Origin of the sequence: Neisseria sp. 20925_1_37 (assembly GCF_041433255.1) — a bacterium.
GTDB lineage: Bacteria > Pseudomonadota > Gammaproteobacteria > Burkholderiales > Neisseriaceae > Neisseria > Neisseria flavescens_D.
The window spans coordinates 63560-89604 of sequence record NZ_JAPWBC010000003.1; the positions used below are offsets into that span (position 1 = coordinate 63560).

General features: G+C 46.3%; 26 protein-coding genes, 1 tRNA gene and 1 riboswitch. Of the genes, 12 read left to right on the forward strand and 15 right to left on the reverse strand.

From position 1 onward, the window contains the following. Nucleotides 1-256: 256 nt before the first annotated feature. The 8 genes from O3661_RS03115 to rlmD all read right to left on the reverse strand — a co-directional run bounded on the left by O3661_RS03115 (nucleotide 257) and on the right by rlmD (nucleotide 7063). The gene (locus O3661_RS03115) at nucleotides 257-1048 is read right to left on the reverse strand and encodes a fimb protein (RefSeq protein WP_371492262.1); all 792 of its coding nucleotides are present in this window, start codon (nucleotides 1046-1048) and stop codon (nucleotides 257-259) included. 199 nt (nucleotides 1049-1247) lie between these two features. After that, a tRNA-Asn gene (locus O3661_RS03120) sits at nucleotides 1248-1323 on the reverse strand. A 98-nt stretch (nucleotides 1324-1421) separates the two neighbouring features. Continuing rightward, complete coding sequence (locus tag O3661_RS03125) at nucleotides 1422-1781, reverse strand: roadblock/LC7 domain-containing protein (protein WP_070587466.1); 360 nt, start codon at nucleotides 1779-1781, stop codon at nucleotides 1422-1424. Nucleotides 1782-1820: 39 nt separating this feature from the next. Continuing rightward, nucleotides 1821-2462, reverse strand: coding sequence for a hypothetical protein (locus tag O3661_RS03130; RefSeq protein ID WP_003679679.1), 642 nt, complete (start codon nucleotides 2460-2462; stop codon nucleotides 1821-1823). A gap of 1 nt (nucleotide 2463) precedes the next feature. Next, entirely contained in the window at nucleotides 2464-3000 is a 537-nt protein-coding gene (locus O3661_RS03135) for an ATP/GTP-binding protein (RefSeq protein ID WP_003748733.1), read from the reverse strand. 10 nt (nucleotides 3001-3010) lie between these two features. Continuing rightward, on the reverse strand, nucleotides 3011-4114 hold the full coding sequence (locus O3661_RS03140) for a response regulator (RefSeq protein ID WP_371492263.1): 1104 nt from the start codon (nucleotides 4112-4114) through the stop codon (nucleotides 3011-3013). Between the two features lie 23 nt (nucleotides 4115-4137). After that, nucleotides 4138-5613, reverse strand: coding sequence for a 23S rRNA methyltransferase (locus tag O3661_RS03145; protein ID WP_371492264.1), 1476 nt, complete (start codon nucleotides 5611-5613; stop codon nucleotides 4138-4140). A gap of 124 nt (nucleotides 5614-5737) precedes the next feature. After that, complete coding sequence (rlmD, locus tag O3661_RS03150; protein WP_371492265.1) at nucleotides 5738-7063, reverse strand: 23S rRNA (uracil(1939)-C(5))-methyltransferase RlmD; 1326 nt, start codon at nucleotides 7061-7063, stop codon at nucleotides 5738-5740. Between the two features lie 139 nt (nucleotides 7064-7202). Between rlmD and O3661_RS03155 the strand changes: the two genes are divergently transcribed. Continuing rightward, nucleotides 7203-8264, forward strand: coding sequence for a L,D-transpeptidase (locus O3661_RS03155; protein ID WP_293207044.1), 1062 nt, complete (start codon nucleotides 7203-7205; stop codon nucleotides 8262-8264). A gap of 95 nt (nucleotides 8265-8359) precedes the next feature. On the opposite strand, the gene queC is transcribed toward O3661_RS03155, so the two are convergent. Beyond that, complete coding sequence (gene queC, locus O3661_RS03160) at nucleotides 8360-9019, reverse strand: 7-cyano-7-deazaguanine synthase QueC (RefSeq protein WP_293207047.1); 660 nt, start codon at nucleotides 9017-9019, stop codon at nucleotides 8360-8362. A 3-nt stretch (nucleotides 9020-9022) separates the two neighbouring features. Continuing rightward, a riboswitch (PreQ1 riboswitch) is annotated at nucleotides 9023-9068 on the reverse strand. Between the two features lie 71 nt (nucleotides 9069-9139). Here queC and O3661_RS03165 point away from each other — a divergent pair. Further along, the gene (locus tag O3661_RS03165) at nucleotides 9140-9739 is read left to right on the forward strand and encodes a CDP-alcohol phosphatidyltransferase family protein (protein ID WP_371492266.1); all 600 of its coding nucleotides are present in this window, start codon (nucleotides 9140-9142) and stop codon (nucleotides 9737-9739) included. A 140-nt stretch (nucleotides 9740-9879) separates the two neighbouring features. Here O3661_RS03165 and O3661_RS03170 read toward each other — a convergent pair whose 3' ends face one another. Together O3661_RS03170 and O3661_RS03175 are read right to left on the reverse strand one after the other, a co-directional pair. Beyond that, a complete protein-coding gene (locus tag O3661_RS03170) occupies nucleotides 9880-11700 on the reverse strand; it encodes a Pycsar system effector family protein (protein ID WP_371492368.1) in 1821 nt (606 codons plus the stop codon). Between the two features lie 207 nt (nucleotides 11701-11907). Next, complete coding sequence (locus tag O3661_RS03175) at nucleotides 11908-12192, reverse strand: PepSY domain-containing protein (protein ID WP_003684382.1); 285 nt, start codon at nucleotides 12190-12192, stop codon at nucleotides 11908-11910. A gap of 442 nt (nucleotides 12193-12634) precedes the next feature. On the opposite strand from O3661_RS03175, the gene O3661_RS03180 reads away from it, so the two are divergent. The 10 genes from O3661_RS03180 to O3661_RS03225 all read left to right on the forward strand — a co-directional run bounded on the left by O3661_RS03180 (nucleotide 12635) and on the right by O3661_RS03225 (nucleotide 22211). Continuing rightward, nucleotides 12635-14377 carry a bifunctional alpha/beta hydrolase/class I SAM-dependent methyltransferase gene (locus O3661_RS03180; RefSeq protein ID WP_371492267.1) on the forward strand — a complete coding sequence of 581 codons (1743 nt, stop codon included), beginning with the start codon at nucleotides 12635-12637 and terminating at the stop codon, nucleotides 14375-14377. 389 nt (nucleotides 14378-14766) lie between these two features. Then, nucleotides 14767-15354: a hypothetical protein gene (locus tag O3661_RS03185; protein ID WP_063069125.1), complete on the forward strand. Its 588-nt coding sequence runs from the start codon at nucleotides 14767-14769 to the stop codon at nucleotides 15352-15354. 4 nt (nucleotides 15355-15358) lie between these two features. Then, complete coding sequence (locus O3661_RS03190) at nucleotides 15359-16645, forward strand: phosphatase PAP2/dual specificity phosphatase family protein (protein WP_371492268.1); 1287 nt, start codon at nucleotides 15359-15361, stop codon at nucleotides 16643-16645. A gap of 2 nt (nucleotides 16646-16647) precedes the next feature. Next, the gene (locus tag O3661_RS03195; protein WP_371492269.1) at nucleotides 16648-17022 is read left to right on the forward strand and encodes a hypothetical protein; all 375 of its coding nucleotides are present in this window, start codon (nucleotides 16648-16650) and stop codon (nucleotides 17020-17022) included. 62 nt (nucleotides 17023-17084) lie between these two features. After that, nucleotides 17085-17792, forward strand: a complete 708-nt coding sequence (locus tag O3661_RS03200) for a lysophospholipid acyltransferase family protein (protein ID WP_371492270.1) — start codon at nucleotides 17085-17087, stop codon at nucleotides 17790-17792. Next, on the forward strand, nucleotides 17789-18778 hold the full coding sequence (locus O3661_RS03205; RefSeq protein ID WP_371492271.1) for a phosphatidate cytidylyltransferase: 990 nt from the start codon (nucleotides 17789-17791) through the stop codon (nucleotides 18776-18778). Before O3661_RS03200 ends, O3661_RS03205 begins: the two co-directional genes overlap by 4 nt. A gap of 108 nt (nucleotides 18779-18886) precedes the next feature. Continuing rightward, the gene (locus O3661_RS03210) at nucleotides 18887-19507 is read left to right on the forward strand and encodes a DUF2238 domain-containing protein (RefSeq protein WP_371492272.1); all 621 of its coding nucleotides are present in this window, start codon (nucleotides 18887-18889) and stop codon (nucleotides 19505-19507) included. Nucleotides 19508-19842: 335 nt separating this feature from the next. Next, a complete protein-coding gene (locus O3661_RS03215) occupies nucleotides 19843-20850 on the forward strand; it encodes a peptidase U32 family protein (RefSeq protein WP_314592442.1) in 1008 nt (335 codons plus the stop codon). Nucleotides 20851-20860: 10 nt separating this feature from the next. Further along, a complete protein-coding gene (locus O3661_RS03220) occupies nucleotides 20861-21778 on the forward strand; it encodes a U32 family peptidase (protein WP_371492273.1) in 918 nt (305 codons plus the stop codon). Next, the gene (locus tag O3661_RS03225) at nucleotides 21765-22211 is read left to right on the forward strand and encodes an SCP2 domain-containing protein (protein WP_371492274.1); all 447 of its coding nucleotides are present in this window, start codon (nucleotides 21765-21767) and stop codon (nucleotides 22209-22211) included. Before O3661_RS03220 ends, O3661_RS03225 begins: the two co-directional genes overlap by 14 nt. A gap of 150 nt (nucleotides 22212-22361) precedes the next feature. Here O3661_RS03225 and ccoP read toward each other — a convergent pair whose 3' ends face one another. Genes ccoP through ccoN form a run of 4 tightly spaced genes read right to left on the reverse strand, consistent with a single transcriptional unit; the run spans nucleotide 22362 to nucleotide 25979 of the window. Continuing rightward, nucleotides 22362-23708 carry a cytochrome-c oxidase, cbb3-type subunit III gene (gene ccoP / locus O3661_RS03230; RefSeq protein ID WP_371492275.1) on the reverse strand — a complete coding sequence of 449 codons (1347 nt, stop codon included), beginning with the start codon at nucleotides 23706-23708 and terminating at the stop codon, nucleotides 22362-22364. After that, nucleotides 23708-23905, reverse strand: coding sequence for a CcoQ/FixQ family Cbb3-type cytochrome c oxidase assembly chaperone (locus O3661_RS03235; RefSeq protein WP_003748776.1), 198 nt, complete (start codon nucleotides 23903-23905; stop codon nucleotides 23708-23710). The genes ccoP and O3661_RS03235 overlap by 1 nt, the downstream gene beginning before the upstream one ends. Before the next feature lie 4 nt (nucleotides 23906-23909). After that, nucleotides 23910-24521: a cytochrome-c oxidase, cbb3-type subunit II gene (gene ccoO, locus O3661_RS03240; protein WP_003748778.1), complete on the reverse strand. Its 612-nt coding sequence runs from the start codon at nucleotides 24519-24521 to the stop codon at nucleotides 23910-23912. A gap of 24 nt (nucleotides 24522-24545) precedes the next feature. After that, nucleotides 24546-25979 (reverse strand): cytochrome-c oxidase, cbb3-type subunit I, encoded by a 1434-nt coding sequence (gene ccoN, locus O3661_RS03245; RefSeq protein WP_003748780.1) that lies wholly within the window; start codon nucleotides 25977-25979, stop codon nucleotides 24546-24548. Nucleotides 25980-26045 lie beyond the last annotated feature (66 nt).

Below are 26045 nucleotides of genomic sequence, written 5' to 3' on the forward strand. Positions count from 1 at the left end.
TGCGTTCCTTTAAAATACAAAAAGGCAGCCGTTCCGCTTAAAACGGACAGACTGCCAAATTTCGGGCATAAATAAAGGGAAAGAAGCGGTATAACAACTACTCTGCTCTGCGTCTTTCATGAAAAATTTATGCCCCGGTCAAAAATAATGGCAAACAGTTTATCAGTTTGACGAAAGAAAGGCAAAGTCTGACAGCATATTTTCTTTTAAAAACAGTCTATACCATCAGTCTTACCGGCTTTCAGACGGCCTTTTCTTACTTGATAAAACCATCAATCGGCGCATAGCCCAAGAAATCTGCCTGCTCATTCAAGATTACCACCCATTCCTTGTTTCGCGCACTGGTAAACGGCAAGAAATACAACTCTTTCCCATCATTTCTCAGCGAAGCCTGTTCCAAAATTGAGTCCTCATTCATACCACGGGCTTTTGCCAAAACAAACAACGGTTTCATTACCTTACGGATTTTCTCACGCTCCTGCTGCGAATCTGGCAACCACCAAGAAGGCCTCATACTCGGTTCAATGCCTTTCAAAGACAAATCTAGGCTTTGATTGGCCTCGTCAGGACTCGTCGCCTCACGCAACCCAACACGGCGTACGCCAAACCAAGATAAATTCTGCAAATCCTTCGGAGCATGGCTCAAATCATTGCCATCTACTTCCGCAGCAGTGACCACATTCATCCTATCGGCTTCAAATACGACAACCACCGGCCGCGCCAAAGAGACGCTGTACAAACCATAAATTAAAGCAGCCAGCTGAATCATGCCGATTAAGGAAAAATCAACCATCCTCTCTTTAAGTTTTTTGCTCGGACTGGCAAGAATCAAAGTCAACAACGGGCCGCAAACAATATCTACTGAAATGACCAGTTTATATAAAGCCAATCCACCCGTTAGCTCGGCATACGGATAAGGATACCAAACCCCGAATACCAACCAAGCGGCCAATCCTGCCAAAATCAGACTAATCAACAAATGCCATGCCGCATTTTTTAATGCAAACCGAAAGCGTGATGAAGAATGTAATTTATGTGCGTTTTCCATCGATGCAACCAAAATATTATTATTTTGCTAGATATTATATTTAGCTTGAAAAATGAGTACGATATTGAAATATATTGAAAAGGCCGTCTAAAAACTGATGAATTAAGTACAATCATCTCACCACACATTATCAATATGTTAAAAATACTAATAAATAGATAAAATAAAAACCACCATGCAATATGGTGGTTTTTAAATTTGGCTCCCCGACCTGGGCTCGAACCAGGGACCTGCGGATTAACAGTCCGTCGCTCTACCGACTGAGCTATCGGGGAATTAAAGTTGGAATTATATAGAAAATATCAGAAACTTGTCAAGCAACAATCTATATAAAAACAAAAATATTTTTATATCTTTTTAATTTATAAAAATTTTATAAGATTTCAGAAATTTGTTTGGCCGCACGTTTCGCATCCAACAAAATCAAGCCCAATTTACCGCTTTCTTTTGCCATCAATGCCAATACTGCATTTTCACCTGCTTGACTCAACAGAATATAGCCATTTTTACCTTTAACCATTACCTGATCCAACTCACCGCAAGCTAACTCATGTACGGAACGATTGCCCAATGCCAAAAGCGTTGCCGACATCGCACCTACACGGTCTGCATTCAAATGCGAAGGCAGCATGGTTGCGATTGGCAGGCCATCTGTAGAAATAACTGCAGAAGCAGTGATATCCGCAGAGGTATTGTTCAAATCGCTTAATACAGAGATTAATAGTTGTTGCATAGTCGCTCCATTCTAAAATAAATATTGGTCAGGCAAAAATCAACGGCTGCCATATCGGTGGTACAGCACTTTAACCAAAGTAACAAAAGCCTCTTTATTTAAATCAGGCATGCCGCCAATTACCAAAATCAGTTTAGTCATGCCAATATACAGCGGGAAAAAGGTCAATTCACTTTGGCCTGAAGGATCACAAATACCCCATGCACTATTATTGATATGCAGGTTATTGCGGATCAAAAGACGGTGATTGTCTTCCATTTTGGCCACTTCGCTCGCCAAAAGGCCCAACTCTTCCGCAGCCTCGTGATGGAAATTGGCATTGGCAAAATACAAACCGTTTTCATCAGCCAGCAAAGCTTTGCCAGAATTAGACAACTGTTCCAACAATGTAGGCAATTGCTCGTCAGTCAAATGGATATCGTCTGTGCTGATTTCTTCATCACCATACAAAAATTCCAAGCGTTGGAGGCGATACAGCAGGTTCAAAGCGGTATTGATGTCGCTGGTATCCGCCCACGCCAAGATTTTTTCGCTGCTGATGGTTTCAGACGGCTCTGCACGCAACAGACCATACAATAAAGTTCTGCTGGCACTGGGCGTATCACTTGAAACAGCATAATACGCACCCGCCGGTGTAATCTTAGGATATAAATTTGCTTGTAAAGAGAGTGTCGCTTCCATCTTATACCTCTAATCCGGGGTCAATTGAGAACAACATGGCAGTAACCAATTGTTTTACATCGTCTTCTCGACGCGCATCAATCTCAAAAACCGGTACATTAAAATTATTCTGTGCTAAATATTTTTGATAAACATCCACGCTTGGTAAGGATCGGATATCCATCTTCGTTACCCCTACAACCAGAGGCGCTTTTTTCAGCAACTCCCGGAATGCATCCAAGAAGAATTGCAGGTCTTTCAATGGATTGCTTCTTGTATTATCCAAAAGAAGCACCAAGCCCATACTGCCTTGGCTCAGAATTTCCCACATGAAATTAAAACGCTCCTGACCAGGCGTACCATAAAGGTGGACCTTGGTTTCCTCATCCAAATGAATGACACCGTAATCCATCGCTACAGTCGTGTACCCCTTGCGGACAAGTGTCATATCGGATGCGGATGCATCGGTTTGAACCGGTGGTTCATCAGATAAAGCCGAAATTGCAGTGGTTTTACCTACGCCAACAGGACCGGTAAAGATAATTTTATTTTCTTTCATGACGTGTCCTTTACGATTTACCCAGCAACTTACGCATCAGGCGTTGCAACAGGCCGCGAGGTTGTTCTTTCGACGGACCGGCAATTTTTTGAGCCTCTTTGCTCATTGCTGTTTCAGGTACGTCTTTGCTATTCACATCAATCTGTTCGTTCAACGAAGGCGTATTGTTCGCATCAGTTGCAAACTCTGTATCTGTCGCCAAAAAGCCTGTCATATATGTTGCCGATAAATAGTTCAAAATATCAGGCATTTCTAAAGGCATGACTTTATAGAGGATGTTCAGATTAACAGATGTTTTTGTCAGAAATGCCGACAGACGCATAGATTCCGGAACATGTGCCAAACGGGTTAAGTTTGGCCAACGCTTGAGTGTAAAGACAGTTTGCGGCGTCATCGGATAAATCAGACGGCCTGATGCAGTCCAAATAGCCATTTGCCACAAGCATGACATAATGGTAACTTTGGCTTTTTCTTTCCATTGAGGATTATCAGGAACAGCCTTACACACGACAGCCAAGTTATCGTTCTTACACAATTTCTCCAACTCATTGGCACTGACTGTCAACAATACTCGCTGGATACTAGGAAACACGATTAATATCGGCTTGCCTTCATGCAAGACGGCAATATCTTGGTGTCCTTGACTGGCAAATTTCAGCGCGCCCAACAAGCCTTTATTTGGATTAAATCGGCGAATGGTTGCTTTTCTAGTGCCATCGGAATTTGATTGTCTTTTATTCTCTTCGACTGCTTGTTGTTCAGACGGCTCAAAAACATTGCCGCCTTGAGCCAGGCTGCGCAAAACAGGAAACAAGGTATCGAATTTGACCGGCTTAGCCAAATAAGGAGTCGTTACTGTCGGCAACTCGGAAGAAAACATAGCCACAGGTACTTCCGGATAAGTTTTCTTCGACTCTTTCCAAGCTTCTACACCTGCCGGAGTATCGGTATCAACCAATACCAAATCTGGTTTTTCGTCAGAATCAGGAGAAACGATGACGTAATTCGTCGTATTGTGCATTTTAAATGCCATACGGAATACCGCCTGCTGTTGCTCACCCATCTCCTGTAACATAACCCGTATGGTTTTAATTTTTGGTAAATGATTATTCATCACTCGTACTTTCTACGATTATCTTATTTTTTTGAATATTGGTTCATTCGTTGCAAGAGACGGCTCATTGCCAAGACAACCTCTTCAGGCAGGCTGACAACACGCTCACGCAACAAGCGCAGAAATTGTTCCAAACGTCCCCAATCTTCAACGCGTTCGTACAAATCAAACAAGATAATGTACAACTGCGATTCTTGAGGATACTGCAAAACAGCCTGTTCCAAAGTACCGATGGCCAAATCCAACTGACCGTAGGCCAACAAAGATTCCACTTCTTTCAGAGCTTCATCAGCAGGTGAAGAGCTGGCGCTGATGACTGAAGAGTCTTTTTGAACCAAATCACGATATTTGGCTTTCATCTGCAAAGAACTTGGCTGAATATAGCCGCGTTTCAAGCCAATCTCTTTAATTTGCTGTTCAGACGGCCCTTTTTCCAAATCATCAAAAATTTCGTGATAACCAAGGCTATAACCCCAACCAAGCATACGTTCTTTTACTTGACGGCCGTATTGACCCAAAGAGTGGTAAAGCTTCCACAGATGCTTGGCAAACTGCCCAACTTCTTCATTCTGATAATCCAGACGCAAGGCATCGATAATGAGACCAGCAGGCTTCGCAGAAGTTTGGATTGCTTTGTTGTATTGATGCAAAGCAGTCTCGTAGCTGATCTTGTCTTTCAGGATTTTTGCGCTACGTTCCGGTTTGGCAAAACCAATAACTGCACCCATCTCTTCAGGGCTGATTTCACCAAAATCTTTCTTGCCTAATACGATAGGCGCACGTTTGCCCATACCCGGAACGACAATGCGTTCAACCGAATCGTTTTCAAAGGCAATATGCTCGTCGGAAGCAACTTCCAAACCGCTTTGTTCGCCAATCTGACGATCTACTTCCTGCATATTCCAACCGAGATGATGCTCGGCAAAAACACGCAGGCGCAGGTTAGTAGAATCCAAAGCCAGACCGGCTTTCAGGTATTCGGCTACGCTGTCTTCAGAAAGGGAAGCACTATGACGCTCAAGCGTATCCGCCAGCATGTCGATATTGCCGACTCGCAGATTCAAACCAATTAATTCATGAACCAGTTTTTCCGGAGCGCCGTCCTCCAACGTATTGAGATAACCGGCCAAAGACTCTGCTGCTTTGCTCTCATAGCCGAACTGTTTATAAACCTGATATTCGGTCAACGGATCGACTTCTTGCGCGGAGACAGAAGCTGTTGCATCGTTTGAGCCGCTTCCGCCCCATTCCCAGTCTTGATTATCCGCATTGGAAACTGTCTGGTTGACCTTCTCAATCCAGTCGTTTCCATCCTCAGAGGAGGCTGTATGAGCAGCAGATGTACGGCCGCTTTTTGATGCATGTGCGCTTTGTTTGTCTGAATTGTTACTTTGTTTATGACGAACAAAAAACAACACCAGCAAAAAAAGCACCAGCAAAAAAATAGTTAAAAATTGATAGTTCAAGAACACCTCCCGGTCTTGTGCTGCAAACTGCATTTATTAACATCTGTTGCTTTACACGCAACTTCAACGTTATTCATTCCCCAAACGAATGATGATAACATGAATGCACTCATTTTTACATTAAAAACCCTACTCACATAAAGGACTTGATACCAATTTACAACTCAAACACACCGATGGATTCAACATGCGAGGTTTGTGCAAACATATTCATGATTCCCGCCGCCTTAAACTTATAGCCCTTATCAACCAAGACTCCGGCATCTCGTGCAAATGTTGATGGATTACACGAAACATACACTATCTTCTGAGGCAAAAACGGCTTGTGTAGCGATTTGACAACAGCATAAGCCCCGTTTCTCGGCGGATCCAGCAACATCTTGTCAAATTGTCCCCACGACTCAACAGTCTTTTCATCGGTATCGAATAAGTCTGCAACAGAAAACGTCATATTCTCGGCACAACGATTCAAGCGTGCATTTTCCCTTGCCCTATCGACCAAATAATCGGCGCCTTCAATACCGACAACCGATGCGCCACTTTTTGCCAGCGGCAAACTGAAATTGCCCAAACCGCAAAACAGATCGGCAATCCGCTCCCCTTTTTGAGGGTTTAAAAGTCTGACAGCCCTTGCTACCATCACTTCGTTCAGCTGCACATTAATCTGCGTAAAATCACCGGGTTTGTAAGGCATTTCCACATCGAATTGAGCAAAAGTATAGTTCAGGGAAGGCACGTTCTCAGGGTAAAACGGCAAGGACTCGGCATGATCCTGCAGCCATATTTGCCATGCCTTTTCAGCACCTGACAATATCTTATCAAACCAATTACGCAATTCGCTTAATATTTGCCCAAACGGTTGATTTACGAAACGAATGTTGAGCACCGTCACATTTTTCCCGCAATAAAACTCAACAAATTTCACTTTTACACCATCATCATGCAGCTTTTGCAGCAAATTGCGGACATCAGGCAATCTATCGGACACATGCTTAGGCAAAATATGGCAATGGCGGATATTAACGACATCATGGCTTTTTTTGGCCTGAAAACCGAGTTTCAGACGGCCTTTTTTATCTACCGAAACACTTAAACGCGCCCTATCGCGATAATACCAGGAGTAACCATATAAAGGGGGTAAAATTATCTCAGGCTTGACCTTACCTATCCGTTCCAACTGCTCTTCCAAAATCCGTTGCTTTAACGCAACTTGCGCTCCAAAAGAAACATGTTGAAGCGAACAACCGCCACATGTATCAAAATAGCAACACGCCGGCTCGACACGTTCGGAAGAAGGTTTTAAAACCGTTTCGACCTGAGCTTCTGCAAACTGCTTTTTCTCTTTATGAATGGTAAACGTTACACGCTCTCCAGGCAGCGCACCGCCGATAAATACAGTCTTCCCATCGACTCTGGCAACACCCCTGCTCTCATAATCCAAAGAAAAAACTTCCGCCTCTTGATACTGTTCTTTCACACCCATACCGTTTCCGTCACTCAGCAGTTGCCCGACCGTTTGACTGTCTTCTAATACCGAAAGCGCATATTTTCTCACAAAAACACAGAGTTTCAGGTATCATGCGCCAAAAACTTTCATTTCAAACCCTACAAAAAAAGACGACATGAAAAAAATACTGTTCGGCCTGACAGCCGCCCTTTTAACTTCAGCCGCTGCTGCAAACACACTTATTCCAGACGTCTCCCCCGCCTCTTCCGGACAACACGTCGTTATCAATATTACGCAACAGCGTTTGTTCCTCTACGACAATGGCAAACTGAGCAAAATTTATCCTGTTGCTGTCGGTAAAGCCATGACCCAAACCAACCTGGGCGAACATAAAATCGGCGCAAAAGCCTACAACCCGGTTTGGCACATCCCTAAATCTATTCAAAAAGAACGCAATGACGGCGTAAAAAGCGTACCGGCCGGCCCAAACAATCCGCTGGGCCCGGTATTTGTCCGTCTTGGCGACCCTAAATTGAGCCTTGGCATTCACGGCACCAATGCCCCTGCCAGCGTACCCGGCGTCCGCAGCCATGGTTGCGTGCGCATGAAATCGCCTGATGCATTGGAATTTGCCAAAACCATCGCAACAGGTTCTCCTGCCTCCGTTATCTACCAAATGGCAAGCCTGAACGAAGATGCCAACCAAAACTTATGGCTGGCTGCCTATCGTGACCCATACGACAAGAAAAACCTTGATACGGCTGCCCTGAAAAAAAGCATTGCCGCCTGGGCAAAAGCGCACGGTAAAACCATTCCTGCCGCGCGTGTGGATGCAATCCTGAAAGGACGCACCGGCGCGGCAAACTGCCTGACCTGCGCCAAAGGCGTGAAACTCAAATCGCCTTTGAAATCTTTGGCATGGACCAGCGGCACAGATGCTTACAGCAAACCTAAAGTCATGCCGAAACCGGCCCCTGCTAAAGATGTAGTATTGCCTCAAGGAACTGAAATCGAAGTCGATGCTACCGACGATACAAATAAGGCAGCATCCGAACCGAAACAAAGCGTTCGTCCGATTCCGGTGAAACCGGCAAAACCTGCTGCCAAACCGGCAACCACTCCGGCCGATGCTCCTGCTTCTGCACCTAAAACCGCTTCCGAACCGGCTACTACCCCTGCCTCTGCTCCTGTGAAAGATGCTCCGGCAAGCAGCGAACCGGCAGATTTGCTGTTCTAAGCAGAACAAAATACATAGCCAAAGGCCGTCTGAAATGAATTTTTCAGACGGCCTTTTCGTACAACTGAATATTGGAAATAGATGCCCCTCTTAATTCAGACGGCCTTTTTACTTTCCAAATATTCCGACAAACCGCGCTCGCGCAAAATACAGCTCGGACATTCATGACAACCACCGACCACGCCGTTATAACAGGTATGTGTATGCTCGCGAATATAATCCAACACACCCATTTCATCCGCCAATGCCCAAGTTTGCGCTTTGGTTAAATACATCAAGGGCGTGTGGATTTGAAAAGCGTAATCCATGGCCAGATTCAATGTGACATTCATCGACTTGACGAACACATCGCGACAGTCGGGATAACCCGAAAAATCGGTTTCGCACACGCCGGCAATGATATGGCGTATCCCCTGCCCTTTGGCGTAAATGGCGGCGTAAAGCAAAAACAAAGCATTGCGTCCATCTACAAATGTATTAGGCAGGCCGTCTGAAGCTGTTTCAATGGATGCCGTATCATCCATCAAGGCATTATGCGTAATCTGTTGCATCAGGCTTAAATCGAGTACGATCTGCTTCACGCCTAAATCTTGGGCAATCCAACGCGCGCGCTCCAATTCGATGGCGTGGCGTTGCCCATATTGAAAAGTGATGGTCTGCACATTTTCACGGCCATATGTTTGAATTGCCTGAATCAGACAGGTTGTTGAATCCTGTCCTCCCGAAAAAATAACGAGGGCCTGCTGTTTTTCCATAGTAAATTCCTAGTTTTGTTAACGCGGGAGGTTTGCGAACCGCGTAATTCGAAGATTGACGGATTATAACGGATTTCGTCTATAATCACGGCACTTCATTTTCTTTTATATAGCATAATTATGAGCATCTACGCCCTGAAATCAAAATTTCAAAATTTGTTGCGCCCCATTGTTAAGCGACTGTATCAAAAAGGTATTACTGCCAATCAGGTTACCCTGTTTGCCTGCGCCGTTTCTATTTTGATCGGTTTGCTTTTAGCATTGTTTGCAGGTGTATCCACATTATTCTGGCTTTTGCCGATCTGGTTGTTTGTCCGTATGGCACTGAATGCAATGGACGGTATGTTGGCACGGGAGTTCGGCCAACAATCGGCATTGGGCGGTTATTTGAATGAAATCACCGATATTGTCGCCGATGCTGCTTTGTATCTGCCTTTTGCCTTTATCACACCCTTCGGCGGTGTGCAAATTGCCCTGTTTATTTGGCTGGCGGCAATGACTGAGTTTTGCGGCGTTTTGGGACAAGTCCACGGCAACGGCCGTCGTTATGACGGGCCATTCGGCAAAAGCGACCGCGCATTCTTTATCGGCGCATTGGCAGTATGGTATGCAATCGCCGGCAGCTTCCATTCGCTTTTCTATATCCTTATGTGGCTGGCCTGCGCAGCATTGGTTTATACCTGCTACAAACGTGTCATTAATGGCTTGAAGGCCGTCTGAAACTTGTCCACGTTCTTGGATTAATCATCGTTGATTAGAATATTCAAACCCATCACTCCGTTTTACTGAAAACAAAAAAGGCCGTCTGAAACCATAAACTATCGGTTTCAGACGGCCTTTTATTCAGTAGCCAAGATAACTTACTGTTTACCCAGTTGACTGTAATCTACCAACATATACTTGGCAGTAATTTTCTGTGAAGCATTGCCTTCATCGCCCATCAGAATCATTTGCGGCTTGCCGTTAACGGTAATCGAATCAACAGCTTCAACGTTGGTAATGTGTTGCAGATTAGGCAGAGAGATTTTTTGCGGTTCATCGGTCGGATTACCGCTCCAAGTCCACAGTTGTGAGAATTTCTGTCCATTCTCATCCTTCACTTCATTGGCAATCACGTAGGTTTTCAACACAGGATCATAGTTGAGGGAACGGATACCGCCGCCATCAATATCAATCACGGCCACTTCATCAAACTCAGGCTTGGCATTGCGCTCAAACACATCTTTCGGATTACTGATAAACGCAACCAAAGCCATGTTGTTAAACTCAGGATCACGGAAGCCCAAAACGAGACGTTTTTTCACCGGATCAAACGCCATACCCTCAATATTGATTTCTTCAAAAGAAACTTCTGCCTTGGTTCGCTCGCGAATCAAATCATGCAGCTTGTGATCGGTTTCCAAAACTTGCGTCAGATTGTCGTAGCTGGTCAGCCCCAACACATTGCCATCTTGGATTTTAAAACGCATCAGGTGTTCGCGGTCAGGCGAGCGGTTGCCTTTACGGGTGCGCGAGTGTGAAGTCAGCGCGTAGATAAAGCCTTCATCGTCACGAGCCAAAGCCTCCAAGTCGCTGAGACGGCGCTTGAAACCGGTAATCACGCGCGTATCCAATGCCTCGTCTTCCACAAACCTGCCGGTTTTATCAATACTGATGATACTGAATGCATGGTTGGGTTCGTCTTCCGCAATCAGCAACTTACCATCCGGAAGCTGTTGTACAGCAGAAGGCTCAAATACGCCGTTAAACATATTGATACCCAGCGAACGCAGCTCTGCCGCGTTGTTGGCCGGAGGCATCAGCAATGACGGCAATGTTTTCACGCCGATAAATGCCGCCAGCGAAGCCAGCAAGCCCCAGCGGAATACCGCGTAAGACAAATTGATGTATTTGAACTGTTTGTCCGCCAACAAACCAAGCCAATAAAGATGGTCGCTCATCTTTTCATAGATTTGTTTACGGTCGCTCATAATCTCCTGCATCATTTCCCAATATTGATCTTTTTGCAGTTTCACACGGTCTTCATAAATCAAAATATTGGGTTGGCTGCCGCCAAAAAAGCGCGTTTCGGTACTACTGAGGCGGGTTTTCAAATCCTTCAGCTTAGAACGGCCGCGGATAAAATCCTTAAACCATGTACGCGCCGCCTGCATTTTGCCGATACGCTCGGGCGAAGCAGACAGAAGCGCGAAAACGATGGACGCGGCGGCGGTAATCATAAAGGTACTCGCCGGAATCAAAAACTCAGGCGACGATGAAAAAATAAATGCGCCCGAAATCATCAGAGCAGAAACAATAAAACCATTCAGCGAAATCATAATATTCGCTTTGGTTGCCGCCAGCGCCAACAATTCCATCTCCGAGCGTACGGCGTTACGGAACATGGTTTCCACGCCCTTATTCGTACCCAACAAATCAGGCGCATTCAAATCCTCGGCTTTATTTTTTTTCTTCTTCGCCTTGTCTTTTTTGCGTTTGGCTTTCTTCTCGTTTTTTTCAGACGGCATTTCAGGATGTTCAACCACTTCCTGACCTTCTACCGTTTCCTGAATTTCTACCGCGTCAGCCACAGCCTCAACTTCGTTTTCAACAACACCGTTTTGATTGTGATCCCAAAAATCAACATCCTGTTGGGATTCGGCAGCTGCGCCGTCGTTTAAAGGTTTTTCTTGGTCGCCCATCTGCTTCGGCCGACCATTTTCCTTCCAATCATTCAAACTCATATCATGACTCCCAACATCAAACACTTTGAATTACATGGAAAATAAAAAGCATATTTAGTTCATTTATTTTAGATAATTTACATGCTATTTACATTCTTTAAATGCCTAAATAGCAAACTGTCGCAGGACCAAAAGCCCTGCGACAATCCACTTTATATCTAAATATTAATAATCGATGCGTTCTTTAATAATTTTCAAATCAGGGTAAGACAAAACAATGTCGTACTCACGGCCATCTTTAAAAGCCTCGATATCCAATACAGGCTGGCCGCGACGGCTATCGGCTTCAACATCGTGAACTTGATAGCCGCGTTGTTCCAACATTTTTACGGCTTTAGCACGATTTTGCTCGAAGTTTTTGTCGCTGTAGATTTTGTGTTCGATATAATCACTGGCACCGGCAGTAGCGGCAGACAAAGCAACGATGGCAGTCAATAAGAATTTTTTCATGTTTGATTTCCTTTTTAAATGTGTATTCGGGTTTCGATGGATGTATTAAAACATGACAAAATTAGCAGTTAATTAGTGCTTGGTTAAACGCAGTAAAGGCCGTCTGAAAACTGTTCAGACGTCCTAAGCGATTCCCCTTAAGAAGAAATAAGAGAAAAAATTTGGCAACAATATGATAACGATAAGTCCCGTCTGACTGTATTTCGTAAATTAATTGCGAAACAAAGAGTTTATGATGATATGTCGGTAGTAGTTTGTAAGGTTATCCAAATTCCCTCTATCTAACCCTTTTAACAATCACTGTCATCAGTTTTAAGTGAAATTTGAAACCATCTTTTACCATTTCTCTCCATCATTGCATTCGTCCATCTATCGGATAATCATTGCATTTATCCGATATGTCATGATACTGTTCAAAAAATATGACTATTAGGAGTTTCTCATGTCCGAACAGCAAAAATACTTTTCTACCCAAGACGGTACTTCGCTTTTCTACCGCTATCGCCCTGCTGCCGATGGTTCTTCCGACAAAGCCATTGTGCTGTTCCATCGCGGACATGAGCACTCCGGCAGGATGATGTTTGTGGCGGATGAACTGGGTTTTGATGATTTTGCCTATTTTGCTTGGGACGCGCGTGGTCATGGTTACAGCCCCGGTGAACGCGGCGATAGTCCGAGTATCGGCACTTCGGTTTCAGACGTAGATGATTTTATCCGACACATCCAAAGCGAATACGGCATCAAACCTGAAAACATCTGCGTGATTGCTCAAAGTGTCGGTGCGGTATTGGTTTCTACTTGGTTACACGATTACGCGCCGAAAATCCGTTGCGCCGTATTGGCTTCGCCTGCGTTCAAAGTCAAACTCTATGTTCCGTTTGCCCGTACCGGTTTGAAAATTATGCAAAAATGGCGTGGCAATTTCTTTGTCAACAGCTACGTCAAAGCCCACTATCTGACCCACAACGTCGAACGTCAAAAAAGCTACGACAATGATCCACTTATTGCCCGCGCTATTTCCGTTCGTATCCTGCTGGGTTTATATGAAGCGGCTGAACGTGTGGTTGCCGATGCACAAGCGATTACTACGCCTGTACAACTGTTGATCTCAGGCAGCGATTGGGTTGTTCATCACAAACCGCAACACGATTTCTACAACCGCTTAGGCAGCCATATTAAAGAGCGCCATATCCTGCCCGGTTTCTACCACGATACGTTAGGCGAGCAAGACCGTGAAATCGCGTTTGTCGAAATGCGCCGTTTTATCCGCGAGCGTTTCAATCAGCCTTTGCAACAAGTCGATCTGACTCAAGCGCACTTGTTTGGAGACAGCCGTCGCGAAGCCGACGAACTGGCTACGCCTTTGCCTGTTTGTACGCCTCGCGGCGCATTTTGGGCAACATATCGCTCCTCGCTCAAACTGGGTTCGCGCTGGAGTGAAGGCTTGAGAATCGGTCAAGAAACAGGTTTTGATTCGGGCAGTACACTGGATTACGTTTACCGCAATCAACCGCAAGGCAGCAACGCTTTCGGTGTATGGGTGGACAAATACTATCTCAACGCCATCGGCTGGCGCGGTATTCGCCAACGCAAAGTCAATATCGGCAAAGCCATTCAGACGGCCTCAGCCAAACTGCGTGAAGCAGGCAAACCTGTACACGTTTTGGATATCGCGTCCGGTCATGGCCGCTATGTATTGGATGCCCTGACTGCCGACACATTGCCTGATTCCGTACGCTTGCGCGATTACAGCCCGATTAATGTCGAAGCCGGCCGCAAGCTGATTGCCGAGCGCGGCTTACAAAACACGGTAACCTTCAATGAGGTTAATGCCTACGACCGCGCCAATTATCAAGACTTACAACCACGCCCAACGCTGGGCATCGTCTCCGGCCTGCACGAATTGTTTGCCGACAACGATTTGATTTTGAACTCACTCTACGGCTTCGGCGAAGCCATTGAAACCGGCGGCTACCTGATCTACACCGGCCAGCCGTGGCATCCGCAACTGGAAATGATTGCCCGCGCCCTGACCAGCCACAAAGCAGGCAGCCCAAACTGGGTAATGCGCCGCCGCAGTCAGCAGGAAATGGATCAGTTGGTTGAAAAAGCCGGTTTTGAAAAAATCCATCAATGGATAGACGAAGACGGTATTTTCACCGTGAGCTTGGCAGTGAAGAAATAATAAAGGTAATAGCAAAAAGAAGGCCGTCTGAACCTTGTTCCAGTTTTCAGACGGCCTCAATGATGCTTAAATCGTTCGCTTTGAATGAAAGATTGGTGTAAACAGATTCGTCGTTTTTCATGATGAAGTGGTTATGTTTTGTCAATACCTATGACTTCAGAAGTAGTGTAGTTATTTCTATTGAAATAACTGCCAAATATGAGTTTTATTTGGTATTACTCCACAAAATAAAAAAAGTGATTTTTGGAATAGACTATCCAGAGCCATCATTACATCACTTTTAAAGTAGAACATATATCTTACCTATTCCGAAAAAATCTACGATATACCAATATACAAAGAAATTTTCGGGAGCGCTTGCTCAAATTTCAATAAGTTGAAATCCCATAATGCTAAAGTTACTTACATTACTGCTTGTTTCCACATTTTCAGCTATCTGCCATGCTGCTACGGTTGACTGGACACCGTTATTGCAATCTATGAAACGAGATTGTGCTTTTGATTTAGAAGCCCTGCCTTATGAAAAGTCTGAAATAGACAGACTACCTACGAAATACCGTACATCCGTTCTCCGTAGCCATAACAAGCAGACGGCATCAGGAAGTGAAGTATTAACTATCGAATTGAAAAATTCTGTTGCTTTCGGACAACCCTTATCTGCTTTGGCCATCGAATCCAATGAAGGATACGGCTACGTCAAAATGAAATTTTCCCCAAATGCTGATGTGCCTAAGCTTATTGCCTTATTTACAACACCGATCAATAGACAACGCGGAATATTGGCAGCAGGCAAGGTACAGAATTTTTGTATCAAAGGAGCACACGGCACGTTGAAACAATACCAATCTTCACAGCATCACTGGCGAGCCGTTTCAACAGATGGTCCGTGGCAAGAATTCCGCTACCATCCAAAAGAAAACGCTTTATCCTGCCTTCGCTCCGATCAATACGGCGATGAATTGAGATGTCCAAAATAAGTCCATGAAACCCACCCTAAAAACTTCCCTACTCAAGCTGATTTTAGTCGGTATCCTGTTTTACACCAGCTACGGCTTGTCCAATCATTACACAGCATCGCTGGACTATGTGCCTGAAATCGCTTTTGCATGGGAGAACAATATTCCGTTTTGGGCATGGACGATTGTGCCTTATTGGTCGCTGAACCTGATGTATGCTGCGGCATTTTTTCTTTGCCGTGATACACATGAACAAAACCGATATGTAGCGCACCTCGTAGCCGCCCAACTGATTGCGACTGCTTGCTTTGTGCTGTTTCCGCTGCGTTTCGGGTGGCCTAAACCGCCTGCCGATGGGCTGTCAGGCTGGCTGTTTGATTCATTGGCTGCATTTGATTTGCCGTACAACCAAGCGCCATCTTTGCATATCGCGTTGGCAATTATCGTGGGTGCATTTTATTGGACGCGCTTTCCTAAAATCCGCCTGCCGCTTTTCTTATGGCAAAGCCTGATTGCCTTGTCGGTACTAACGACTTATCAACATCATTTTATTGACGTACCAACCGGAGCATTGCTCGGCTGGCTGGTGTTGTGGGCTTTTCCGCGTCAGATGACTTCGCCGTTAAAACTTAGCTCGAGTGATGTACGCTCAAGAAAGATTGCGTTGCTGTATTTGCTTGGCGCGTGTTTGACGGCGTTGCCTGCGCTGCTGGGTGGCGCGTGGCTGTGGTTAATATGGATTAGCGTGTCTTTGCTGATGGTGGCTTTTGCCTATTTGACTGGAAATGCAAACGTATTCCAAAAACAGGCTAACGGTAAATTATCGGCGGCAGCGACGGTTTTGCTGTTGCCTTATCTGGTGGGCGTACGGCTAAACATGGCGTATTGGTTACGCGGTAAAGCGAAAACGGCACCAGTCCGCAATGATGTATGGATTGGCAGCGTTTTGGGGATTTCAAACCATTTGCCTGCCGTATTGGATGTATGCGCCGAATATCCCTGCCGTAGCTATCAGGGAGCATATCGCGCTCTGCCTTTACTGGATATGGTAACGCCGTCTGAAAACGATTTGGTTCAGACGGCCTTGATATTGGAAACCTTGCGCCAAAAACACGGCAAAGTGCTGGTATGTTGCGCTTTGGGCTATGGAAGAAGTGCCGCAGTGGTGCTGACGTGGCTACTGGTTTATGGTGGTTGCACAAACTTGGCGCAAGCGAAGGCTGAACTCAAACAGGCTCGGCCGCAAATGGTATTATCGCTGGCCACTGCCCAAGCAGTCGAAGCTGCTGCCAACTATTTAAAACAAGGATAATGATGGACAACGCAACTGATAGCCGTATTACTGCCCACCTGCTCTCTACCGCACATTATGTTGCCGCCTGCAATGTCTTGCTGCTCGCCTTATCGGTAAAATATGGCGGCGCATGGTTTGCGGTACAACTTGTCTTGGCAGCGGTTTTGCTGTACTGCCATATCCGTATTCACTTCGACCGCCGCGTGTTCCAAGACTTTGCCGACAACCGCTACTCTCCTGAAGACTTCGACCACACCTTACAGCAAAACGGTTTACGCCAAATTTCAGGCAGCCGTACTTTGACCCAACGGATAAACGGCGCACTTTCCTTATGGCGCAAAAGCTTATACCTGACCGCCGCCCAATTTTTAATTTTGCTTATCCAAAGCATTTGATTATTTTGCTGATTTACTCAAATCGAATCCTTAGCGGTATCTCACCCCAAAAGGCAGAAACAATGAAAAACTTCCTCAAAAAACAACTTGCCTGGCTTACTGACCAAGCCTTGTGTCTGTCGGTCTCTTTTCTTACGGGCGTACGCCCCAAAAGTCCGCGCGAGCTGACATTCAATCAGCACCAAAAAGTCTATTACGCCAATCACGGCAGCCATGGCGATTTTGTGCTGGTGTGGATTTCCCTGCCCCGCCGCTGGCGCTTGTCCACGCGCCCTGTCGCCGGTTCGGATTATTGGCTGACGAGCAAACTCAAACGCTTCATCATTCAAAACGTTTTCAATGCCTTGCTGATTCCGCGCCATAGCGATAATCCGCAGGCGATTACCGAACAGATGAAAGACGCGCTGAACGCAGGCGACTCTTTGATTATTTTCCCTGAAGGCACGCGTAACACTGACGACAACACCATCCTGCTGCCGTTTAAGTCCGGCATTTATCATCTGGCGAAAAGCAAACCCAATACCGAATTTGTGCCGATTTGGATCGACAACATCAGCCGCGTACTGCCCAAAGGCAAAATCCTGCCTATCCCGCTTTTGTGTGAAGTCCATATCGGACAACCGCTTACCTTGCAGGAAAACGAAGACAAAGACAGCTTTTTGACACGCAGCCGTGAGGCATTACTGGCACTCAGGCCGTCTGAAAACGACCGCAGCGATCTTCGTCAAAATGAATCTGAAGTTCATCAAAACAAAGGAGGACAAGCATGAGCCTTTCTACGACTTCCCAACAAATCATTGTCGAACAAGCCGCCACTCATCTGACTCCGCAAGCCGGCTATATTTTTGTCGGCGTATTTGCCGTATTGTGTTTTGCCAGCATCATCGGACAATGGCTCAAGCGCAAAAACGGTGCAGATAATGCCACCATCGCCAACCTCAACGCCCGCATTTACGCATGGTGGCTGATGACGCTGGTGTTGCTGGGCGCGTTTTGGTTCGGCAAAATCGGAACGGTTGTACTGTTTTTCCTGATTTCATTTGCCGCACTGCGCGAATTCATGACCCTCGTCTATCGCCGCCGCAGCGACTATTACAGCATGGTGGTCTGCTTTTACCTGCTGCTGCCGGTGCAATACTATTTCGTCTATGACGGCTGGTACGGCATGTTCAGCATTTTTATTCCGGTTTACGGCTTTTTGATACTGCCGATTATTGCCAGCCTCAGCGGCCAAACCGCACACTTTTTGGAACGCGCCGCCAAAACACAATGGATGGCGATGATTTGCATCTTCTGCCTGTCCCATGTTCCGGCGCTGATGTTTCTCGACTTGGACGGCTTTGACAACGGCAACAATATCCTGTTGCTGATTTTTCTGATTGGCGTGGTTCAAGTATCGGATGTATTGCAATACGTTTGGGGCAAACTGATTGGCGGTGCAAAAATCATGCCTTCGCTTTCGCCGTCAAAAACCATTTCCGGCACTGTCGGAGGTATTTTGTCGGCCACTGCCATTGCCGCGTTGATGGCGCCGATTACGCCGTTCTCCCACGGTCAAGCAGCTGTTATCGGCTTTATCGTCTGCCTGATGGGTTTCTTTGGCGGCCTGGTTATGTCTGCCATCAAACGCGATTACGGTGTCAAAGACTGGGGCAATATGATACGCGGCCACGGCGGCATGCTTGACCGCGTGGATTCGATTTGCTTTGCCGCACCTGTGTTTTTCCACATCACCCGTTATTTCTGGAACGGCTAAACTTCAGACCGTCTGAAAACTATTTTTCAGACGGCCTTTAATATCCGAAACCGCCAATCCGCCGATTCGTTATACAATACGCAACTCTTGTTATTACATACACACAATATGAATAGACCCTCTCCAATTTTTCCCATTTTTCTTGCTACGATTATCTTCGCTCTCATTGTTTGGTCAGGTATCAATCCCCATGACCGCGCGGTTTGGTACGCCGAAATCATCCCCGTAGCCTCCGTATTTTTCCTTCTGGTTGCCACTTACCGCATTTTCCGCTTCAGCAACTTGGCCTACTTATTCATGAGCTTCTGGCTGATCATGCATTCCATCGGCGCATACTATACTTTTGCCGATGTACCGTTTGAATCCATCAACCGCTTTGTCGAACCGATTTTGGGCGAAAACCGCAATCATTACGATCGCATTGCCCATTACATCATCGGCTTTTATGCCTATCCGATGGCCGAATGGCTGCTGCGCCGCAAGCTGTGTAATCTGCCGCTGGCCTTGTTTTTCTCCCTGTTCTTTATCATGAGCGTGGCTGCCGCCTATGAAATCATCGAATGGCAATATGCCGTTATCGACGGCGGAGAGGCCGGACTGGAGTTCTTGGGTTCTCAAGGCGATATTTGGGACGCGCAAAAAGACATGCTTGCCGATACTTTGGGCGCGTTAACCTCGTTGTTTATTTTTGTGTTTACCCGACCCGATAAACGTTTGGTTTTCTCTTAAATACATCCCTTTAAAGCAAAAGGCCGTCTGAAACCAGATTTTCAGACGGCCTTTTTTTCATTTTTCTATCGCTATTATTGTAAAAATTAATAAATGCGATAGTTAAAAACATAAGCCGATTTTGAAACAAAATCCGTCATCAAAATTTTTAAGCACATGAAATATATAAAAAACAACGTCTGTTAAGATTTTGTAAACAATATGCCTACGTCAACCTGAATTTTTCAATTTGATTTAAATCAGCATATCTTGTGTCATTAATCCATAAAATATCCGGAATTCTACAAAATATTGATTAACCCGATAGAGGTTATCATCAAGACGAGGAACACAAAATGCAGAAAATTCCAGAATTGGTCTGCCCCGCCGGCAACCTGCCTGCACTGAAAACCGCTGTGGACAACGGTGCGGACACGGTTTACATGGGTTTGAAAGATGCGACCAATGCACGAAACTTTCCGGGACTGAATTTCGATATGAAATCGGCGCGGGAAGGCGTAGCTTACGCCCATGCGCGCGGACGCAATGTACTGATGGCCATCAATACATTTGCACAAGCCGGCCAAGTGGAGCGTTGGCACGCCGCTGTGGATACGGCGGCAGAATTGGGTGCCGATGCGATTATTGTTGCCGACCCCGCCATCATGGCGTATGCGGCAGACAAACATCCGAATTTACGCCTGCATATGTCGGTACAAGGTTCGGCCACCAATTACGAAGCTATCAATATGATGAAAGAGCTGTTCGGCATCCGTCGTGCCGTTTTGCCACGCGTACTGACCATCGATCAGGTCAAACATGTGATTGACAATACTGATGTGGAAATTGAAGTCTTTGGCTTCGGCAGTTTGTGTGTAATGGTGGAAGGCCGTTGCATCTTGTCAAGCTATGCAACAGGCGAATCGCCCAATATGCAAGGTGTCTGCTCTCCGGCAAAATCTGTCCGCTGGGAACAACTGCCCGACCGCATGAACGTACGTCTAAACCAGGTATTGATAGACCAATACAAACCCAATGAACCGGCAGGTTATCCAACCTTGTGCAAAGGCCGCTTTGAAGTCAATGATGAAACTTACTATGCTTTGGAAGAGCCGACCAGTCTGAATGTTTTGGAAATGTTGCCCGAACTCATCAAAATCGGTGTGTCCGCCATCAAAATCGAGGGACGCCAACGCAGTCCGATGTATACGGCTCAAGTAACCAAATCCCTGCGCCAAGCACTGGATGCAGCCGCAGCCGACCCGTCGCATTTCAAAGTCAATCCGTCCTGGAACAATGCCTTGAGCAAAGTTTCGGAAGGTCATCAGACAACTTTGGGCGCATACAACCGCCCATGGAAATAAGGGGAAAAAAATGAATTCATTGAAATTGTCGCTGGGCCCTATTTTATTTTTCTGGCAAAAAGAAGCCCTGCTGGAATTTTACGTTTCCATGCTGGATACGCCGTTGGATACGGTCTATTTGGGTGAGGTAGTCTGCTCACGCCGTCAGAAAATGCGCTTTGCCGACTGGTTCGGACTGGCTGAGGACCTGGCAGAAAGCGGTAAGGAGATTATTCTTTCCTCACAAGTCCTGCTCGAAAGCGAATCCGATCTGAAACGCCTGCGCAAAATCACGGAGCAGGGAAAGTTTAAAGTTGAAGCCAACGACATGGGTGCGGTCAAATTGGCACGCGAACATGGCATCCCGTTTGTTGCCGGTGCAAGCCTGAATATCTACAACGAAACCACTTTGGACGTATTCCGAAAATTAGGGGCATTCCGCTGGATTGCACCGTCCGAGCTGAGCCGCGATAAGGTTGCCGAAATCATCAAGGCTTCAGACGGCATTGAAACCGAACTCTTCGCTTGGGGTAAAATGCCGCTCGCCTATTCATCACGTTGCTTTACCGCCCGCCATTACAATCTGAATAAAGACAGTTGCGAGTTCCGCTGCCTCGACCACGAGCACGGTATGGCCATGAATACGCGAGAAGGCCAGCCGTTTCTCACCATCAACGGCATCCAAACCATGTCTTACGGTTGCCAAAACCTACTGCCCCACCATGAAGACTTAAATAAAATCGGCGTGAATATGCTCAGACTGTCGCCACAAATGCACGGCATGGCTGAAATTATCCAAATTCACCGTGATGTATTGGACAGAAAAGCCACATGGGAAGATGTTCGCACCGAGTTGGAACGATTGACTACCGGAACACTGGTTGACGGCTATTGGCGCGGTCAGCCCGGTATTGAAACCGTGAAGGAGGCATATTATGGCGCTGCCTGAAATCATATTACCCAAATGGATGGCGAAAATCGGTACCAAACTTCCCGGCAAACCTCCGCGCTTTGTTTTGGTCTCCGTATTGAATACCATGCTGAAAAAAGGTTTACTGCCTGCCGATATGGAACTTTTTGCCGGAAAAAAATTCGAAATCGAAGTTTTGGATGCCGGTATCAAAGTGCGGTTTAGTGCCGATACGGAAAAATTCCTGGACGACAACTTCAGCAGTGCTCCCGATCTGAGACTAGCCGCTAACGGTATAGACTTCATGCGCATGATGATGCGCGAGGAAGATCCCGATACCTTATTTTTCAACCGTAAATTGCAAATCGAAGGCGATACGGAACTGGGGTTAATTACCAAAAACTTACTCGACAGCGTCGAGTGGCCTTTCAGCGAATGGTTCCTGAAACGCAGTACGTCCACTTTGGATTGATTAATTTTGGTTGAACCAAGAACAAAGGCCGTCTGAATGTTTCAGACGGCCTTATATATTTCATCTCTTTGATATGTCTTCTCTTATTGGTTTTATCAAATATAAAAAAGCGTACCTTATTAGGTACGCTTTTTTCAATCCGACTCAAAATTAGAATTTTGCACCGGACTCATTTGCCATAAAGTCTACAGCCGCTTTCACTTCATCGTCACTCAAGCTGCTGTTGCCGCCTTTGGCAGGCATTGAATTAAAACCTTCAAGCGCGTGTTTGTGCAAAGTATCTTTACCTTGCTTAATTCGAGGAGCCCAGTCGTCTTTTTTACCGACAACAGGTGCGCCCGGAATCATACCGCCATGACATGTTTTACAGTTGGCTTCAAAAACAGCTTTGCCGTCTACCTTAACCGGAGCCGCTTCTGCTTTTTCAGCAGGTTTGGCTTCAGTAGCCGGAGCAGCTTTAGCATCTGAAGCAGCTTTATCGGCAGCAGGAGCCGAAGCGGCTGCCGGAGCAGAAGCATCGGTAGGTTGAGCTGCCGGAGCAGGATCGGCTTTTTTAGCAGGAGCTTTTTTACCGCCTTTGTTGGACAAACCCCAAACATAAGCGGTCATGATGTGCAGCTTGTCTTTGTCGAGGAAGTGACCCCAAGCAGGCATTTGGCTGCTGCGGCCGTTGGTAATGGTTTCGGTAATAGCTTTTTGAGTACCGCCCCACAACCATACATCGTCAGTCAGGTTCGGACCAAGGCCTTGAATACCTTGACCTTTGTCGCCGTGACAAGTGAAACAGTTGGCAGGTGGGCCGCTAAACAGGGCTTTACCGCGTTCTGCACGTTCTTCGTCGTATTGACCTTTAGGTTTAGAAAGAGACATAACATATTGTGTTACGTTTTTCACACCTTCCTCACCCAAAGCAGGACCCCATGCAGGCATGGCGGCAGTACGGCCTTTTTCAATGGTTTCCTGAATTTTTTCAGGTTCGCCACCCCACAACCAGTCATCGTCAGTCAGATTTGGGAAGCCTTTAGAGCCCTTGGCATCTGAACCGTGACATTGGATACAGTAGGTATTGAAAAGGTTTTGTGCAATAGCACGGGCTTCAGGGTCTTTAGCCACTTTCTCAATCGGCATATTGGAAAATTTAGCATACACTTTACCGTATTGCTGATTGGCTTTGGCAACTTCTTCTTCATATTGACCATGGCTGCTCCAGCCCCACAGGCCTTTGTAATCGCCGATACCTGGATACATAATCAGGTAGCCGACGCCAAACAGCCATGTGCAGACATAAAGCCAAAACCACCAATGTGGCAGAGGGTTGTTGTACTCCGAAATGCCGTCCCACTCATGACCTGTGGTTTTTACTTCTTCGCCTTTTTTAGGGCGCTTCACAACGTTTTGCGAAAGCAGAAGCCAAGCCAGGCCGATGAAGCTGAGCACGACGATAACGGCAATATATATACTCCAGAAACTACTGGTAAATTGGGATGTTGTGTTCATTATTTTGCTCCGTGATCACGGACTGACTGAGCTTGATCGTCCTTTTCAGACGGCCTTTGTTCGTCATTATCGAAAATACTGCTGGCAGCATCGTCATAGTTTTTCTTATTGCGTCTATTGAACACAATATAGAGAACTAAAATAAAGCTGATAAATACCCAAACAGTAAAGAGCGAGCGAGCCCAGTTAGCGTCCATGATGTTACCTTACGTTTTTCAATGCCAAGCCCAAGCCTTGCAGATAGGCGATAACAGCGTCCAGCTCTGATTTGTTAGCCAGCATTTCAGGTGCTTTGGCAATTTCTTCATCGCTGTAAGGTGTACCCACTTTACGCAGGGCTTTCATATGCGCCACAGTTGCCTCGGCATCGACTTTATTGCGTGCGAGCCATGGGAATGCAGGCATATTGGACTCCGGCACAACGTCGCGCGGGTTCAGCAGGTGGATGCGGTGCCATTCATCGGAATAACGGCCGCCAACACGAGCCAAATCCGGACCGGTACGTTTAGAACCCCATTGGAACGGATGGTCATAAACAGACTCACCGGCAACAGAGTAATGACCGTAACGTTCAGTTTCTGCACGGAATGGACGAATCATTTGAGAATGGCAGTTGTAGCAGCCTTCGCGCACATAAATATCGCGACCGGCCACTTGCAGGGCGTTATATGGTTTCACGCCGGGTGCAGGTTCGGTAACTGCCTTGGTGAAGAACAGCGGAACAGCCTCAATCAGAAGGCCGACGCTGACTACAAGCAGGGTGAATACAATCAGTACACCGACTTTTTCTTCAGCTAATTGTTGTAATTTCATTTTGGTAGCCTATCTTTCTTGTCATTAGTGGTGTTGAGTTTGAGAAACCGCAGGAATCTCAGCATCAACTGCTTTACCACTGATAGCAGTACGGTAAACGTTATATGCCATGATGCACATACCGCTCAGGTACAGAAGACCGCCGGTAAAACGAATCATGTAGTAAGGCATGGTACGTTTTACGGATTCAACGAAGGAATAAGTCAGCGTGCCGTCGTCATTCAAAGAACCCCACATCAGACCTTGCATTACGCCGGCAATCCACATTGCAGCGATATACAGAACCACGCCGATGGTCGCGATCCAGAAATGCGCCTCAACCAATTTGGTGCTGTACATTTCATTTTTGCCGAACAAGCGGGGAATCATATAGTAAACGGAACCGATGGTTACAAAGCCCACCCAGCCCAATGCGCCGGCGTGAACGTGTGCAACAGTCCAGTCGGTGTAGTGGCTCAGAGCATTAACGGTTTTGATAGACATCATCGGGCCTTCGAAGGTAGACATACCGTAGAAAGACAGAGAAACGATCAAGAATTTCAAAATCGGGTCGGTACGCAGTTTATCCCATGCGCCAGACAGAGTCATGATACCGTTGATCATACCGCCCCAAGAAGGCGCAAACAGGATCAAAGACAATACCATACCCAAAGATTGAGTCCAGTCAGGCAATGCAGTGTAGTGCAAGTGGTGTGAACCAGCCCACATATAAGTGAAAATCAAAGCCCAGAAGTGGACGACGGACAAGCGGTAAGAGTAAATCGGACGGCCCGCTTGTTTAGGTACGAAATAGTACATCATACCCAAGAAGCCTGCTGTCAGGAAAAAGCCCACCGCATTGTGGCCGTACCACCATTGAACCATCGCATCAATCGCACCTGCGTAAACCGGATAAGATTTCATCAAACCGGCAGGGATGCTGATATTATTGACGATGTGCAACAGAGCAACGGCCAAAATAAAGCCGCCGTAGAACCAGTTGGCAACGTAAATATGTTTGATTTTACGTTTGGCAATCGTACCGAAGAATACGATGGCGTAGGCAACCCACACCAGCGTAATCAAAATGTCGATAGGCCATTCCAACTCGGCGTATTCTTTACCTTGGGTGTAACCCATAGGCAAGCTGATGGCAGCAGCCACGATAACGGCCTGCCAACCCCAGAAGGTAAATGCAGGCAGCCAACCGCCAAACAGACGGGTATTACATGTACGTTGAACAACGTAGTATGATGTACCGATCAAACCGCAACCGCCGAATGCAAAAATAACCGCATTGGTGTGCAGAGGACGCAGGCGGCCGAAGTGGAACCAAGGTCCGATATTGGATAAATCGAGGGCCGGAGCAAAAAGCTGGGCAGCGACGATAACGCCGACCAACATGCCCACAATACCCCAAACTACAGTCATGATGGCGAACTGGCGCACCACTTTGTAGTTATAAGTTTGTGTGTCCATGGAAGTCTCCATAAATTATGGGTATAAAAAATTTTTATCTCACCCCAACCCCTGCATTTACGAAAA

Coding starts and splice junctions, on each gene's coding strand:
- O3661_RS03115 (WP_371492262.1), bottom strand. CDS start 1,048: ATGGAAAACGCACATAAATTACATTCTTCATCACGCTTTCGGTTTGCA.
- O3661_RS03125 (WP_070587466.1), bottom strand. CDS start 1,781: ATGCAACAACTATTAATCTCTGTATTAAGCGATTTGAACAATACCTCT.
- O3661_RS03130 (WP_003679679.1), bottom strand. CDS start 2,462: ATGGAAGCGACACTCTCTTTACAAGCAAATTTATATCCTAAGATTACA.
- O3661_RS03135 (WP_003748733.1), bottom strand. CDS start 3,000: ATGAAAGAAAATAAAATTATCTTTACCGGTCCTGTTGGCGTAGGTAAA.
- O3661_RS03140 (WP_371492263.1), bottom strand. CDS start 4,114: ATGAATAATCATTTACCAAAAATTAAAACCATACGGGTTATGTTACAG.
- O3661_RS03145 (WP_371492264.1), bottom strand. CDS start 5,613: ATGCAGTTTGCAGCACAAGACCGGGAGGTGTTCTTGAACTATCAATTT.
- rlmD (WP_371492265.1), bottom strand. CDS start 7,063: ATGGGTGTGAAAGAACAGTATCAAGAGGCGGAAGTTTTTTCTTTGGAT.
- O3661_RS03155 (WP_293207044.1), top strand. CDS start 7,203: ATGAAAAAAATACTGTTCGGCCTGACAGCCGCCCTTTTAACTTCAGCC.
- queC (WP_293207047.1), bottom strand. CDS start 9,019: ATGGAAAAACAGCAGGCCCTCGTTATTTTTTCGGGAGGACAGGATTCA.
- O3661_RS03165 (WP_371492266.1), top strand. CDS start 9,140: ATGAGCATCTACGCCCTGAAATCAAAATTTCAAAATTTGTTGCGCCCC.
- O3661_RS03170 (WP_371492368.1), bottom strand. CDS start 11,700: ATGGGCGACCAAGAAAAACCTTTAAACGACGGCGCAGCTGCCGAATCC.
- O3661_RS03175 (WP_003684382.1), bottom strand. CDS start 12,192: ATGAAAAAATTCTTATTGACTGCCATCGTTGCTTTGTCTGCCGCTACT.
- O3661_RS03180 (WP_371492267.1), top strand. CDS start 12,635: ATGTCCGAACAGCAAAAATACTTTTCTACCCAAGACGGTACTTCGCTT.
- O3661_RS03185 (WP_063069125.1), top strand. CDS start 14,767: ATGCTAAAGTTACTTACATTACTGCTTGTTTCCACATTTTCAGCTATC.
- O3661_RS03190 (WP_371492268.1), top strand. CDS start 15,359: ATGAAACCCACCCTAAAAACTTCCCTACTCAAGCTGATTTTAGTCGGT.
- O3661_RS03195 (WP_371492269.1), top strand. CDS start 16,648: ATGGACAACGCAACTGATAGCCGTATTACTGCCCACCTGCTCTCTACC.
- O3661_RS03200 (WP_371492270.1), top strand. CDS start 17,085: ATGAAAAACTTCCTCAAAAAACAACTTGCCTGGCTTACTGACCAAGCC.
- O3661_RS03205 (WP_371492271.1), top strand. CDS start 17,789: ATGAGCCTTTCTACGACTTCCCAACAAATCATTGTCGAACAAGCCGCC.
- O3661_RS03210 (WP_371492272.1), top strand. CDS start 18,887: ATGAATAGACCCTCTCCAATTTTTCCCATTTTTCTTGCTACGATTATC.
- O3661_RS03215 (WP_314592442.1), top strand. CDS start 19,843: ATGCAGAAAATTCCAGAATTGGTCTGCCCCGCCGGCAACCTGCCTGCA.
- O3661_RS03220 (WP_371492273.1), top strand. CDS start 20,861: ATGAATTCATTGAAATTGTCGCTGGGCCCTATTTTATTTTTCTGGCAA.
- O3661_RS03225 (WP_371492274.1), top strand. CDS start 21,765: ATGGCGCTGCCTGAAATCATATTACCCAAATGGATGGCGAAAATCGGT.
- ccoP (WP_371492275.1), bottom strand. CDS start 23,708: ATGAACACAACATCCCAATTTACCAGTAGTTTCTGGAGTATATATATT.
- O3661_RS03235 (WP_003748776.1), bottom strand. CDS start 23,905: ATGGACGCTAACTGGGCTCGCTCGCTCTTTACTGTTTGGGTATTTATC.
- ccoO (WP_003748778.1), bottom strand. CDS start 24,521: ATGAAATTACAACAATTAGCTGAAGAAAAAGTCGGTGTACTGATTGTA.
- ccoN (WP_003748780.1), bottom strand. CDS start 25,979: ATGGACACACAAACTTATAACTACAAAGTGGTGCGCCAGTTCGCCATC.